General features: G+C 74.4%; 15 protein-coding genes. 9 read left to right on the forward strand and 6 right to left on the reverse strand.

The genetic code is table 11. The features are described 5' to 3' along the window. The coding region (locus AB0E96_RS13395; RefSeq protein WP_359822383.1) for an alpha/beta fold hydrolase at nt 1–725 on the reverse strand (725 nt) is incomplete at its 3' end. 127 nt (nt 726–852) lie between these two features. On the opposite strand from AB0E96_RS13395, the gene AB0E96_RS13400 reads away from it, so the two are divergent. Then, nucleotides 853–1317, forward strand: a complete 465-nt coding sequence (locus tag AB0E96_RS13400; protein ID WP_359822385.1) for a MarR family transcriptional regulator — start codon at nt 853–855, stop codon at nt 1315–1317. A gap of 397 nt (nt 1318–1714) precedes the next feature. Here the strand turns inward: AB0E96_RS13400 and AB0E96_RS13405 are convergent, their stop codons facing one another. Beyond that, nucleotides 1715–2482: a hypothetical protein gene (locus tag AB0E96_RS13405; RefSeq protein ID WP_359822388.1), complete on the reverse strand. Its 768-nt coding sequence runs from the start codon at nt 2480–2482 to the stop codon at nt 1715–1717. Nucleotides 2483–2725: 243 nt separating this feature from the next. Here AB0E96_RS13405 and AB0E96_RS13410 point away from each other — a divergent pair, with 243 nt between their 5' ends. After that, entirely contained in the window at nt 2726–3289 is a 564-nt protein-coding gene (locus AB0E96_RS13410; RefSeq protein ID WP_359822391.1) for an EF-hand domain-containing protein, read from the forward strand. A 40-nt stretch (nt 3290–3329) separates the two neighbouring features. Here AB0E96_RS13410 and AB0E96_RS13415 read toward each other — a convergent pair whose 3' ends face one another. Continuing rightward, the gene (locus tag AB0E96_RS13415) at nt 3330–5114 is read right to left on the reverse strand and encodes a PQQ-binding-like beta-propeller repeat protein (protein WP_359822393.1); all 1785 of its coding nucleotides are present in this window, start codon (nt 5112–5114) and stop codon (nt 3330–3332) included. A gap of 209 nt (nt 5115–5323) precedes the next feature. Between AB0E96_RS13415 and AB0E96_RS13420 the strand changes: the two genes are divergently transcribed. Then, on the forward strand, nt 5324–5548 hold the full coding sequence (locus AB0E96_RS13420) for a holin (protein ID WP_359822395.1): 225 nt from the start codon (nt 5324–5326) through the stop codon (nt 5546–5548). A gap of 69 nt (nt 5549–5617) precedes the next feature. Here AB0E96_RS13420 and AB0E96_RS13425 read toward each other — a convergent pair whose 3' ends face one another. Both AB0E96_RS13425 and AB0E96_RS13430 read right to left on the reverse strand, forming a co-directional pair. Then, entirely contained in the window at nt 5618–5749 is a 132-nt protein-coding gene (locus AB0E96_RS13425) for a DUF397 domain-containing protein (protein ID WP_359822398.1), read from the reverse strand. Further along, the gene (locus tag AB0E96_RS13430) at nt 5712–6647 is read right to left on the reverse strand and encodes a helix-turn-helix transcriptional regulator (RefSeq protein WP_359822401.1); all 936 of its coding nucleotides are present in this window, start codon (nt 6645–6647) and stop codon (nt 5712–5714) included. The genes AB0E96_RS13425 and AB0E96_RS13430 overlap by 38 nt, the downstream gene beginning before the upstream one ends. Nucleotides 6648–6916: 269 nt before the next feature. On the opposite strand from AB0E96_RS13430, the gene AB0E96_RS13435 reads away from it, so the two are divergent. Further along, nucleotides 6917–7864, forward strand: coding sequence for an SDR family NAD(P)-dependent oxidoreductase (locus AB0E96_RS13435; RefSeq protein WP_359822402.1), 948 nt, complete (start codon nt 6917–6919; stop codon nt 7862–7864). Here the strand turns inward: AB0E96_RS13435 and cynR are convergent. Continuing rightward, complete coding sequence (gene cynR, locus AB0E96_RS13440) at nt 7854–8780, reverse strand: transcriptional regulator CynR (protein WP_359822404.1); 927 nt, start codon at nt 8778–8780, stop codon at nt 7854–7856. The genes AB0E96_RS13435 and cynR overlap by 11 nt on opposite strands. A gap of 134 nt (nt 8781–8914) precedes the next feature. Here cynR and AB0E96_RS13445 point away from each other — a divergent pair, with 134 nt between their 5' ends. The 5 genes from AB0E96_RS13445 (at nt 8915) to AB0E96_RS13465 (ending at nt 12239) form a co-directional block, all read left to right on the forward strand. Next, the gene (locus AB0E96_RS13445; RefSeq protein WP_359822445.1) at nt 8915–9505 is read left to right on the forward strand and encodes a carbonic anhydrase; all 591 of its coding nucleotides are present in this window, start codon (nt 8915–8917) and stop codon (nt 9503–9505) included. Between the two features lie 91 nt (nt 9506–9596). Continuing rightward, nucleotides 9597–10067, forward strand: a complete 471-nt coding sequence (gene cynS, locus AB0E96_RS13450) for a cyanase (RefSeq protein ID WP_359822406.1) — start codon at nt 9597–9599, stop codon at nt 10065–10067. Nucleotides 10068–10150: 83 nt separating this feature from the next. Continuing rightward, nucleotides 10151–10651, forward strand: coding sequence for a nucleoside deaminase (locus tag AB0E96_RS13455; protein ID WP_359822408.1), 501 nt, complete (start codon nt 10151–10153; stop codon nt 10649–10651). A gap of 493 nt (nt 10652–11144) precedes the next feature. Next, nucleotides 11145–11432: a hypothetical protein gene (locus AB0E96_RS13460; protein WP_359822410.1), complete on the forward strand. Its 288-nt coding sequence runs from the start codon at nt 11145–11147 to the stop codon at nt 11430–11432. An 18-nt stretch (nt 11433–11450) separates the two neighbouring features. Then, entirely contained in the window at nt 11451–12239 is a 789-nt protein-coding gene (locus AB0E96_RS13465) for a helix-turn-helix transcriptional regulator (protein ID WP_359822411.1), read from the forward strand. Nucleotides 12240–12363: the final 124 nt, after the last annotated feature.

The raw sequence follows: 12363 nt of genomic DNA on the forward strand, positions 1-12363 counted from the left end.
TGCGCGTACACCGCGCCCAGCAGCCCGCCGTAGGACTGCCCGAAGAAGGAGGTGCGCTGCTCGCCGAGCGCCGCGCGCAGCACGTCGACGTCCCGGGCGGTGTTGAGGGTGGTCAGGTGGGGCAGCAGGCCGGGGTGCTTGGCCCAGCAGGCGTCCGCGTCGGCCTTGGCGAGGAGCCAGGCCTGGTCGAAGCCGGCCTGGCCGGGGCCGGCCGAGCGCAGCCAACTGCCGCGCGTCAGGCCGCAGTCCGGGGTGCCGGCGCCGGTCCCGCGCGGATCCATGCCGATGAGGTCGTAGGCCGCGGCGGTCGCGGGCGCCAGCTGCTCGCGCAGGGCGACCGGCATGGCCAGCCCGCTCTCGCCGGGGCCGCCGGGGTTGGTCTGGAGTATGCCGCGGCGCCCGGCCGGGTCGGCGGCCTTGATCCGGGAGACCGCGAGGGACAGGGTGCGGCCGCGCGGGTCGCGGTAGTCCAGCGGGACGCTCAGGGCCGCGCACTGGGCACCGGCGGCGGCCAACTCCGGCTCCTGGCATGGGGACCAGGCGAGCGGCTGGCGGCGGAAGCGCTCCAGCGGGTCGACGGCGGTGCCCGGGGCGGTGCCCGGGGCGGTGCCCGAGGACGAGCCCGGGGAGACGGCGGTGGCGGTGGCGGTGGCGGGGGCGGCCGTGCCGAGCACGGCGGCCGCGGACAGGGCGAGGGCGGCGGCGAGCGCCGGTGTGATCTTCATGTGGGCCAGCCTAGAAGGGAGTTGACCGCCGGGAGGGGCCAGGCCCGCCGAACCGCCTTGACCTCAAGCCGACATGAGGTCCTACGGTCGGTCGCGTCCTGACGACCAGTCGAAGGAGCACCCGGACGTGACGATCAAGACCTACGACCCGCAGACCATCGCCGCCCAGCCCATCGGAGCCTGGACCGGGCAGGTCTACCGCCGCCTCGTGGTGGAGGGCCTGCGCGGACAACTGGCCGTCGAAGGCCTCACCCAGCCGCACTGGTGGACGCTCAACCACGCGGCCGGCCGCCCCGGCGGATGGACCCGCACCGCCCTGACCCAGCGGCTCACCCCGTACGACGACCAGGACACCGCCTTCGACGCCGTCTACGACGACCTGATCGCCCGCGGCTGGCTGACCGAGGACACCGGCGGGGCGTTCACCCTCACCCCGGAGGGCGAGGCCGGCCGCCTGCGCGCCCGCGAACGCAACCAGGCGGTCGCCGACCGCGCCCACGAGGGCATCGGCACCGAGGAGTTCGTCACCACGATCAACGTGCTGCGCCGCATGGTCGCGAACCTGGGCGGCGACGGGAACCTCCCCGACTGACCGGCCGGCGACCGCGATCGGCGACCGCGATCGGTGACCGCGATCGGCGACCGGCGGTGACGGGGGCGGACCCCGGGGGACAGCCTCCGGGGGTGCTCGACGGGCCGGGGCCGCCCGGGTGTGGAACGGTGGTAGCCCGGGGCGCCCCGGTTCGGGCGCCCGGTCGCGAGAGGAGTGGCCATGTCGTCGAAGCGCCGCCGCAAGAAGAAGGCCAGGGCCAGGCGCGGGGCCAACCACGGCCGCCGCCCCCAGTGCTGAGCCGCGGCCGAACGGGTGAGCCGCCGACCGGACGGCTGAACACCCGGACGGCCGGGCGGGCCCGGACGGGGCCTTCCGGGCCGTCCGGGCCCGCCCGCTCGGAGCCGCCCGCCCGGCCCGCTCGGGCGGCGTCGCCCGGTCAGAGCCGCCCGCGCCCCAGGAAGCCGCCGCGCGCCACCTTGTGGTACTGGCTGTAGCCGACCCAGTCCGCGCCGAGCTCCAGCTCCACGACCGTGCCCCGCCCGTTGTCGCGCGCCTCGCGCAGCAGCCGCTCCGCGTCCGCGTCCGGCGGGTTCTGCTCCGACACGAAGAGCCGGCTGGGGAACGGGCCCGCCGGGAGCGGGTCGCGGGGCGGGATGCCGGGCCGGTCCCAGGTCAGCCGCGCGTCGGGACTGAACAGGCAGGGGGCGTGCATCCGCCAGCCGTTGGCGTCGACGCCGCCGTCCCGGTACCAGCGCAGCGCGTGCTCCACGGTCCCGCCCGGGTCGCCGCCCTGGCCGTGGGCCTGCCAGTCGGCCACGCCTGCCGCCGCGATCCGGGGCAGCACGTCGAGGATGTCCTCCCGGACGACGAAGTAGGCGCGGGCGTGCAGTCGGCAGACCAGCAGGGTGTCCCGGGGGTGGTCCCGCCCGTGGAAGGTCGGGCGGGTGGACTGGTCCAGCACCTGGGTCAGCACGTGCTCGACGCCCTCGACCGCGCCCAGCGCCTCGACCATCACCCGGAACCGCTCGCGCTCCGCCGCCCGGGCCTCCCGCGCCCGCGGCGAGCCGATCAGCCGCAGCTTGCGCCGCTCGGTGGGCCAGTTCACCGCCCACAGGTCCTGCGCGCCGTTGAGGAGCGGATTCACCAGCATGCCGACGAAATAGACCAGGTTCGTCGCCACCTTCTCCAGGAAAGACTTCACCAACGGGGGTCCTCTCGGGTCGCACGCGCGTCTGCGCGCCCACACTCTGGCCCGCCCGCCCGCGGCCCCGCAATCCGCTCCCGTACTCAGATCCCCTCCGCGTCCGGCCGGTCGCCCAGCGCATCCGCCACCGCCCGCACGGTGCCCGCTCGTCACCCCGGGGCGCCCGCGCGCAGGCGCCAGGCGGGCCGGGGGGCGATGCTGGGGGCGACCGTCCGTGCGCCGCGCCACCGCAGGGGAGCCCCCGTGAACGACGACCTGCTGACCACGAAGATCGCCCTCGGCTTCGACCACCTGGACGCCGACGGCGACGGCCGCCTCACCGAGCACGACCACGTCCTGATGGGGGAGGCGGCCGCCCGCGTCCTCGGGCACGCGCCGGGCTCCGACGCCGAGCGCAGGATCGTCGACGCCTTCCTCACCGTCTGGCGCGACCTGCACCGCCCTCACGTCGGCGGCGCGGAGGCGATCACCCGCGAGCAGTTCGTCGCCTCCACCCTGACCCTGGCCGACGATCCGCGGGCCGCCGCCGCGACCGTCGGCCGGCTCGCCGAGGTCTTCCTGTCCGTCGCCGACGCCGACGGGAACGGGACGGTCGACCCCGAGGAGTTCCGGGCCTTCCACGGGGCGCACTTCCCCGGCCTCGGCCGCGACCGGGCCGACACCGCCTTCCGCCACCTGGACCGCAACGGCGACGGCGTGCTGTCCCGTGAGGAGTTCGTCGACGCCATCGTGGAGTACTGGACCAGCCGCGACCCCGAGGCCCCCGGCAACTGGTGGACCGGCGCCCACCCGCTCGCGGGGCGGTAGCCGGGGGCCGGGCGGCGCGACGCGGTCGGCGGAGCCGCCGTCAGGAGAGCTGCCGCTGCCGGGCCCGGGCGGGGCGGGTGCCGGTGAGGGCGTCGAGGGCCAGGACGGTGCCCTTCGCGGTGGTCACGTACACCACGCCGTCCGCGTAGACCGGGGCGCTCGCCGCCGCGTCCAGCGGCAGCCGCCAGTGCACCAGGCCGGTGGCCACGCGGACGCGCACCAGCGTGGGGCGGCGGCCCGCGACGACCGCCCAGGCGTCGGCGCCGGCGACGGTGGCGCCGGAGGAGCCGTCCGGGCCGGGAAGCTTCCAGCTGGGCTGGGCGTCGCCGCGGTACCGGGCGAACAGCGGGCTGCCGAGGCCGCCGACGAGGAACACCTCGCCGGTGACCGCCGGGCTGTCGTCGATCGCGGTGCCGCCGCCGAACTTGGCGCCGCCCCAGGGCTGTTCGCCGGTCTCCGCGTCGTAGGCGCGCACCATCCCGCCGCCGGTGCCGATGTAGACGGTGCCGTCCGCGACGCTCGGCGAGCACAGGGCGAGGTAGGGCTCGGCGGTGTCGTCGTACCAGAGCCGCTCGCCGTCCTCCACCCGGTAGGCGCCCACCTGCCCCCTGAGGCCCGTGACGTGGACCCGGCCGGCGGCCACCGCCGCCGCCGAGCAGGAGCCGTCCGGCAGGATCCGCTCCCAGCGCCGGCGGCCGGTGCGGGCGTCGGTGGCGACCAGTTTGCCGGGGCGGGTGTGGTGCAGGGAGAACATCGACCTGGTCACGGTGTAGACCACGCCGTCGGCGACGGTGGGCGAGGCCGACGTGCCGACACGGGTGTGCCAGCGCTCGGTGCCGTCCTTGGTGGCGAGCGCGTACAACAGGCCGTCCTCGCCGACCAGGTACACGGTGTCGCCCGCGACGGCCGGGGTGCCGCTCAGGCGGTCCCGCAGGTCGTGGCGCCAACGCTGTTCGCCGGTGAGCGCGTCCAGGGCGTAGCAGTGCTCCCCGGCGCTCTGGTAGAGCGTGCCCGCGCAGACGGCGGGCGCGGTGGAGGGCCGTTCGGGCAGGCGGGTGCTCCAGGGCAGGAAGCCGGCCGGGGCCGGGGCGGCGGGGTGGACGCCGGTGTGGGCGGGGCCGCCCCGGTACATGGCGGCCGGGCCGGCGGGCGTGGCCGTGGAGGCGGCGTCGGCGGGGGTGGGGCGGGGCCCGCCCCACAGGGCCGGGTCGGCGAGGTCGACGAGCCGGGTCAGTGAGCGCAGCACGGCGAGCGGCTGCTCGCCGCGCGCCGAGGGCCCCTCGTAGCCGACGTAGCAGAGCCAGCGGTCCTCCACCCGCCACTGCGACCAGAGGTGGTCGTCGGCGAACTCCCGGACGGCGGGCGTCAGCAGGCGCCCGGCGACGTCCGGGTCGGTGGTCTCGACGAGGTGGACGCCGTCGTACGCCTCCTCGCCGCTCTCGTACAGGTGGTGGCCGGGCTTCGCCAGGACCTGGCGGCGCAGCAGCGGCAGCAGTTGGTCGGCGCCCGTCGGGAAGTGCGTGACCGCCACCAGGGGCAGTGGGCGGGGGAGTTCGACCAGGTGGACGGCGCGTATGCCGTCGGCGCCGCGGCCGAAGGCCCAGTCGAAGACGGTGACCCGGTGGCCGTCCAGCGCGCCGGTGGCCGCGAACCGGGCGCGCGGCGTGGCGTCACGGCCGCCGGAGAGCACCGCGCCGCGCCAGCGTTCGACCAGCTCCGGGCGCTCCTCGTGGAACTCCCAGCCCTGCTCCGCCGCCAGCCGCCGCCGCTCGGCCCCGCGCCGGCGCAGCCCGCCGAGACCCGCCCCGGTTCCCCAACGACCCATGTGCCACCTCCGGTTGTGAGACCAGGACCGTACCGCGCGGGACGGACACGGAGCATCGCCGGATTCCGTGGACCGGGCCGTCGTCGGATCCGGCGGCGTGAACGTGTACATGAGGGGCCGACTCCCCCCGGCGGCCCGTGCCGCACACCCTCCGACCCCTCGCGCACGGACCGCATCCCACCGCCCTCCACCACGAAGGAGACCTGACCATGCGGAAGTTCGTCCTCGACCTGGTCGAGCGCACCGCCGCCACGTACGTCGCGGCGTTCCTCGGCCTGCTGCTGGCCGACCAGTTCGACCTGACCTCGATCAGCGCGCTCAAGGCGGCGGCGGTGTCGGCACTGCCCGCCGCGCTGAGCGTCCTCAAGGGGGCGGTGGCCACCCGCATCGGCGACCCCGCCTCGGCCGCCCTCCTGGGCCGGCCCCGCGAGTAGCCCCGGACATGCGACGTGCGGGGCGCAACGAGGAGTTGCACCCCGCACGGCGGGTGGTGGTGGGCGGAACTAGCCGGGGAACTCGCCCGCGCGCACGGCGGCGAGGAATGAGTCCCAGGCGGGGGAGGAGAAGGCGAGGCGGGGACCGTCGGGGTCCTTGGAGTCACGTACGGGAACGAGGCCGGGGGACCCGAGGGCCACCTCGATGCACTCGCCCGCGTTGTCCCCGCTGTAGCTGCTCTTGCGCCACAACGCCCCGCTCGGCTCGGCGTTCCGCATATCGGTAGTCCTCCATTGCTTCAGCGATAAAGGTGTGGGAATCGTCGACCGAGAGTACAGATCCACGGACAAGGTCGAAGTCCCGGCGGGTCTGCTGCACGATCGAAGGGGCGTCACTGAAGTGCCCTCGGTACAGGCTCTCCGAGTAGACCCACTCCCTCCCGTCCGGCATCTCCAGTAGCACCACCGACGTGGTCGGCAACTTCCGGGCGCTGAAGGCGAACGGCGCCACCTGAATCATCACGTTGGACCGCTCTCCCATGGAAAGGAGGTGCTCCATCTGCTTTCGCATGGTGCCCGGTCCACCGATGGTGCTCCGGATCGCGCTCTCATGGAGGATGACGATCAATGACGGCCCGCCGGGGGCCAGGAACCGGTCCTGTCGGCTCAGTCGGCTCCTCACCCGCTCGGCGATCCACTCCGGGTTGTCCCGGGCATCGCCGAGGCGGAAGATCTCGTGGGCGTACTCCCGGCACTGGAGCAGACCGTTGATCCGCATGTACTGGAGCACCCGGGTCGCCGCGGCTTCCGCTTCCAGATCGACGTACGTCTGGAACCAGTCGGGGTGCTCGACATCGGCGTGCCAGTCCACCCGCTCCCAGAGCCGAACCAGCAGGCCCCGCGCGCCGAGTACTTCGTCGGCTCTCTCGACGACGTCCCTGTGCATCGAACGCTTGCCGCTCTCGAACCGGGTGATCGCCGGCCGGGTGCAGTGCAGGAGTTTGCCCAGCTCTTCCTGGGTGTAGCCCGCCAGCTCGCGGGCGAAGCGGAGTGCTTCGCCGAACATCACCGCCGGGCTCGACGTGAGGCCGTTCTCCAAACGCCGATGGGCCATCTCAAACCTCTCACGTACTGCGGGCTCCGCACTCCGTTCCGATCATCACCGTAGCCCGGGGGCCCGGCCGTTGATACCGGAACGCGATCTTTTGCTTGCGCAGCGTCATGACGCGCGCCCCCGTCGCGCGCCCCTTGCCGGGTGCCGGTGGGCCGACAGCGCGGACGGCGGGCTGCTGGTGGGCTGCCGGTGGGATGTGAGCGGCCCAAGGGACGGTAGGGGCTCCGAACCGCCCCCGAAATCCAGGAGCCACCATGCCCTCCGCACCCGCCGCCTCCCCGTGGGACGTCCACCGGCTGCCCCGCGCCGAGGGGAGGAACGTCCTGGTCACCGGCGGCAACGCGGGCATCGGGTACTTCGTCGCCGAGCAACTCGCGGGCACCGGCGCCACCGTGGTCCTGGGCTGCCGTGACCGGGGGCGGGCCGAGGCGGCGATCGCCTCCATCCGCTCCCGCGTCCCGGGTGCCGACGTGCGGCACGTCCCCCTGGACCTGGCCGACCTCACCTCGCTCCGCGCGTCCGTGGACGCGCTCGGGCTGGACCGGCTGGACGCGGTCGTCCACAACGCCGGTGTGGCGCTGGACCATCCGCCGCGCCGGACGACCGCCGCCGGGCACGAGCTGATGTTCGCGACCAACCACCTGGGCCACTTCGCGCTGACCCACCACCTGGCCCCGCTGCTCGCGGCCGCCCCGGGCGGCCGGGTCGTCACCACCGGCAGCTTCGCCGCCAAGTCCGAACGCCTGGACCTCGACGACCTCCAGAGCGCCCGCGACTACCGGCCCAAGCGCGCCTACTCGCGCTCCAAGCTCGCCCAGATGCTCTTCGCACTGGAACTCGACCGCCGCCTGCGCGCCGCCGGCAGCACGACGCTGAGCGTGCTCGTCCAACCCGGCGGCGCGCTCGACTCCCTCACGCCCTCGCGCCCGCCCGTCCACGTCCGCACCGCCGGGGAGCGGCTGCGTCACCTGCCGCTGGGGCTGGTGGTGCAGGGCAAGGACGCCGCCGCCTGGCCGGCCGTGCGCGCCGTGCTGGACCCGCAGGTGCGCGGCGGCCGGATGTGGAGCCCCCGGGCGTTCGGCCTGCGCGGCACCCCGCGCGCCGAACCCCTCTGGGACCACCTCAGGGACACCGCCACGGCCGCGCGGCTGTGGGCGGCCAGCCGCGAACTGACCGGTACGGACGTGGTGTTCACCCGCTGAGGGCCGCCTGCGGCGCCGGCGGGTAGCCGCGGTCGCGCACCAGGTCGTGGGTGAGGCGGGTGAAGGCGCGGGCGGCGGCGCCGCGGTAGGCGCCCTCGCGGTGCAGGAGGGCGACGGTGCGGGTGGGCAGGGGAGGGTCGAGGGGGACGGGGGTGAGGTGGGGGTGGTCGTGGGTGACGGCGTCGGGCAGGACGGTGGCCAGGCCGGTGCGCCGGACGATCTCGGTGAGGGCCTGGACGGAGTTGGCCTCGACGGTGATGCGCGGGGCGGCCCGGTGGCGGGCGAGGTAGGCGTCGATGTGGCCGCGGGTGGCGAAGTCGCCGCTCAGTAGCGCGAGTCGCTCGTCCTCCAGGGCGTGGACGGGCAGCGGCGCGGTCTGCGCCGGGGTGGGGCGGGCGCCGGTGACGAGGCTCAGGGTCTCGGTGAACAGCGCGGTGGCGCCGACGCCGGGCAGGTGGTCGCCGGCGAAGGCGATGCCGAGGTCGAGGTCGTCGGCGAGCAGGGCGGCCTCGATGCGGTCCTGGGTGCCCTCGGTCAGGGTGAGGCCGATGCCGGGGTGGCGGGCGTGGAGCTCGGCGGTGAGCGGCCCGACCAGGTAGGCGGTGAAGGTGGGGGTGACGCCCAGGCGCAGGTGGCCGCGGGAGAGGTCCTGGACGTCGTGGACGGCGCGTTCGGCGGCGGCCAGGTCGCGCAGGGCGCGGCGGGCGTGTTCGGTGTAGACGGCGCCGGCGTCGGTGAGCCGCACGGTGCGGCCGGTGCGGTCCAGCAGCTGCACGCCCAGGGTCTTCTCCAGCTGCTTGACCTGCTGGGAGAGCGTGGGCTGGGAGATGTGCAACTCCTCGGCGGCGCGGGTGAAGTTGCCGTGCTCGGCGACGGCGAGCAGGTAGCGCAGGTGACGCAGTTCGAGAAGGGCCATGGAATCGACTATAGATGCCACCAATGGTTTCCATGCGCAGCAGCTCTTGGACACTATAGGAGCAGGTCATGCAGGGTGGATCTCACCAGCCCACAGGGCCGATCACCACCCCGATCACCCCGAAGGGAGTGACCGTGCAGGACCTCACCGACGGCGTCGCCCGCTTCCAGCGGGACGTCTTCCCCGCCAAGGCGGAGCTCTTCGCCCGCCTCGCCACCCACCACACCCCGGACACGCTGTTCATCAGCTGCTCCGACGCCCGCGTCGTGCCCGAGCTGATCACCGGCACCGAACCCGGCGACCTGTTCGTCATCCGCACCGCCGGCAACCTGGTGCCCGCCCACAGCCCCGAGGCCGACGGCGTCGCGGCGTCCATCGAGTACGCCGTCGCCGCCCTGGGCGTCAGGGACGTCATCGTCTGCGGCCACTCCGCCTGCGGCGCGATGACCGCCCTCGCCGAGGGCCACGACCTGTCCGGCGCCCCCGCGGTCGCCACCTGGCTGCGCCACGCGGACGCCTCCGTGGCCCGCGCCGGCGCCGAGGGCGGCGTCCCGGCGCTGGTCCGCCAGAACGTGCTCGCCCAGCTGGCGAACCTGGCCACCCACCCCTCCGTCGCCCGCGCCCTCGCCGAGGGCCGGGTCGCGCTGCACGGCTGGGTCTACGACATCCCGACCGGCCGCGTCGAGGACCTGACCGCCGCCGCGGGCAGCGCCCTCGCGGCCTGACCTCCCGCCTCACCTTCCACGCAGCCCCCTGCGCGCCGCCCCGTCCCCGGGCGGCGCGGCACACCCCCCACCCCGAAAGGACGCAGCCACCATGGTGCACGCGCAGTTCGACCGGACCGCCCGCGAGGCCCTCGCCGACAAGGCCGTCGAGGCCAAGATCCGCAAGGACCTGTCCTGGAAGCGGATCGCCGAGGCCTCCGGCCTGTCGGTGGCCTTCACCACCGCCGCCGTGCTCGGCCAGCACCCGCTGCCGAAGCAGTCCGCCGGGGCCGTCGCGGAACTGCTCGGCCTGGACGACGACGCGGCGCTGCTGCTGCAGACCGTCCCGGTGCGCGGCTCGATGCCCAACCGCGTCCCGACCGACCCGACGATGTACCGCTTCTACGAGATGCTCCAGGTCTACGGCACCACCCTCAAGGCCCTGGTGCACGAGGAGTTCGGCGACGGCATCATCTCCGCGATCAACTTCAGGCTGGACGTGAAGAAGGTCGCCGACCCGGACGGCGGCGAGCGCGCCGTCATCACCCTCGACGGCAAGTACCTGCCGACCAAGCCGTTCTGACACCCCCGGTGCCCGGCCGGCACCCCGCCCGCCGGGCACCCCACCCGCCGACCCCGCACCCTTCCCCACTCCGGAGGACCACCGTGGACTTCGCCCAGCGCACCATCGACCTCGCCCGCCAGAACGTCGCCGAGGGCGGCCGCCCGTTCGCGACCGTCATCGTCAAGGACGGCGAGATCCTCGCGGAGAGCCCCAACCGGGTCGCCCAGACCAACGACCCCACCGCCCACGCGGAGATCCTCGCCATCCGCGAGGCCTGCACCAGGCTGGGCACCGAGCACCTGACCGGCACCACCATCTACGTGCTCGCCCACCCCTGCCCGATGTGCCTGGGCTCGCTCTACTACTGCTCGCCGGACGAGGTCGTCTTCCTCACCGCCCGCGACGCCTACGAGCCGCACTACGTCGACGACCGCAAGTACTTCGAACTCGACAGCTTCTACGGCGAGTTCGCCAAGCCCTACCAGGAGCGCCGGCTGCCGATGCGCCACGAGGAGCGCGCCGCCGCCGTCGAGGTCTACCGCTTCTGGCAGGAGCGCAACGGCGGCGAGCGCCGCGTCGCGGGCGCCCCGACCGCCGCGTGACGCGGGCGGTGACGCAGGAGGCGGACCGGCCCGTGTGACGGGTCGCGCGACCGGGCGCGGAACGCAGAGAGACCGCTCGGGCCACCAGGGCCGGGCGGTCTCTGCTGTTCGGGCGGACCCATGCGCCAACACGGCCCGCTGCCGATGTTCCCGAGTTGTTGGAGTGAACAGCGCCCCCGGGTTCCGGACCCGCGGGTCCGGGTGACGCCGCTCCAAATCGTCACATCCCGTCAGGACGGCTCACAAGGGCGGGCTGCACAAAGGCGCATCAAAATCCGGTTTCCTTTCGCTGAACTGTGCCTTTCTGATAGGGCGTTCACGAGATTGCGGCCAGGGACCGGGACACCGGCGCATCAATCCGCGCGATGTTCACCGAACCGATTGGGATTCACCCGTACGCCTGACAGAGTGTGATGCCACCGGGCACGCAGTGCGACGCCAACCGCACAAGTGCCTGCCAGTTGGAGTGGACAGTGATATGGAGGACTCCTCGATGACGAGGAACCGGAACAAGCGCATCCGCACTCGAAACCGTACCCGGCGCACCGCGGCGGACCCGGTACCGCTGCACCCGCGGCCGTACCCGGCGCGCCCCGCGCCGCACTCGCGCCCGCGGCGCCACCCGGGCGACCGCCGTCCGCTCGTGGTCGTCGTCGTGGTCGTCCTGACGGTCGCGCTGGCCGCCGCCCTGGTGGCGACCGGCATGTCGGCCGGCGCCGCGCTCGAACTGGCCACCGGCGGCTGCCTGCTGGCCTTCAGGCTCCGACGGGAGCGGGCCTAGGAAGAGCGCCCGACCGCGATGGGACGCCGAGAGAATCCGATCGAGGCGACCGAGCCCGCGCTCGGCCGGCTCGCCGCCTGGCTGCGGGAGCAGCGCAGGCAGGCGGGATTGACGTACCGTCAGCTCGCCGCCAGGACCAACTACCACCCCACCACCCTGCAACGGGCCGCCGGCGGAAGCTCCGTGCCGAGCTGGAAGGTCGTCGAGGCCGTCACCCGCGAATGCGGCGGCGACCTCAAGACCGCCCGGCGCAAATGGGTCCAGGCCAACTACTGGGCCCACGTGCCCCGCCCCTCGGGCAGCCGGCGGCTGCGCGCACCCCGGCGGGTCGACCCCGAACAGGTCGACTCCTTCGCGGACCTGCGCCGGGCGATGCACGAGATGCGCCGCAAGGCCGACTGGCCCTCCCTGAGAGAACTGGACCGCCGCGCCCGCGACCGGGGCGAACGCCTGCCCTCCAGCACGCTGGCCCTGGTCCTCAAGGGCGAGGCCCCGCTGCGCAAACCCGTCTTCCTCGCCTACATGGAGGTCTGCGGGGTCAGGGAGGCCCGCCGCGCCCTGTGGGCGGCGGCCTGGGACCGGACGAACAACGCCCGCGCCCCGCTGCCCGTCAACTCGCGCACGCACCACGCCGAGTTCGCCCGGGCCATGCAGTCCTCCAGCGCCGGCACCTCGACGGACATGCTGTTCCGGCTCTGGGCCACCCTGCGCACCAGCCTGGCCGCCGACCGGGGCGAGGGCGGCCTGGGCCACCCCGCCACGGCGGGCCGCGAAGGCACCGACGACAACCCGCCGGTCCTCGTGTGACCCGGCCCGCGGCCGGGACGCGCCACCCGCGCTCCGGCCGCGGACCGGCACCCGCCGCTCCAGTACTCGCCGTTCCAGTACTCGCACCTCCGGCTCCTGCCGTTCCGGTACCCGCCGCCTCGGC

The organism is Kitasatospora sp. NPDC036755 (genome assembly GCF_040636595.1).
In the GTDB taxonomy this organism is placed as follows: domain Bacteria; phylum Actinomycetota; class Actinomycetes; order Streptomycetales; family Streptomycetaceae; genus Kitasatospora.

Excerpts from the sequence above, each read along its gene's own strand:
- AB0E96_RS13460 (WP_359822410.1), top strand. The coding sequence starts at position 11,145 with ATGACGAGGAACCGGAACAAGCGCATCCGCACTCGAAACCGTACCCGG.
- cynR (WP_359822404.1), bottom strand. The coding sequence starts at position 8,780 with ATGGCCCTTCTCGAACTGCGTCACCTGCGCTACCTGCTCGCCGTCGCC.
- AB0E96_RS13465 (WP_359822411.1), top strand. The coding sequence starts at position 11,451 with ATGGGACGCCGAGAGAATCCGATCGAGGCGACCGAGCCCGCGCTCGGC.
- AB0E96_RS13420 (WP_359822395.1), top strand. The coding sequence starts at position 5,324 with ATGCGGAAGTTCGTCCTCGACCTGGTCGAGCGCACCGCCGCCACGTAC.
- AB0E96_RS13415 (WP_359822393.1), bottom strand. The coding sequence starts at position 5,114 with ATGGGTCGTTGGGGAACCGGGGCGGGTCTCGGCGGGCTGCGCCGGCGC.
- cynS (WP_359822406.1), top strand. The coding sequence starts at position 9,597 with ATGGTGCACGCGCAGTTCGACCGGACCGCCCGCGAGGCCCTCGCCGAC.
- AB0E96_RS13435 (WP_359822402.1), top strand. The coding sequence starts at position 6,917 with ATGCCCTCCGCACCCGCCGCCTCCCCGTGGGACGTCCACCGGCTGCCC.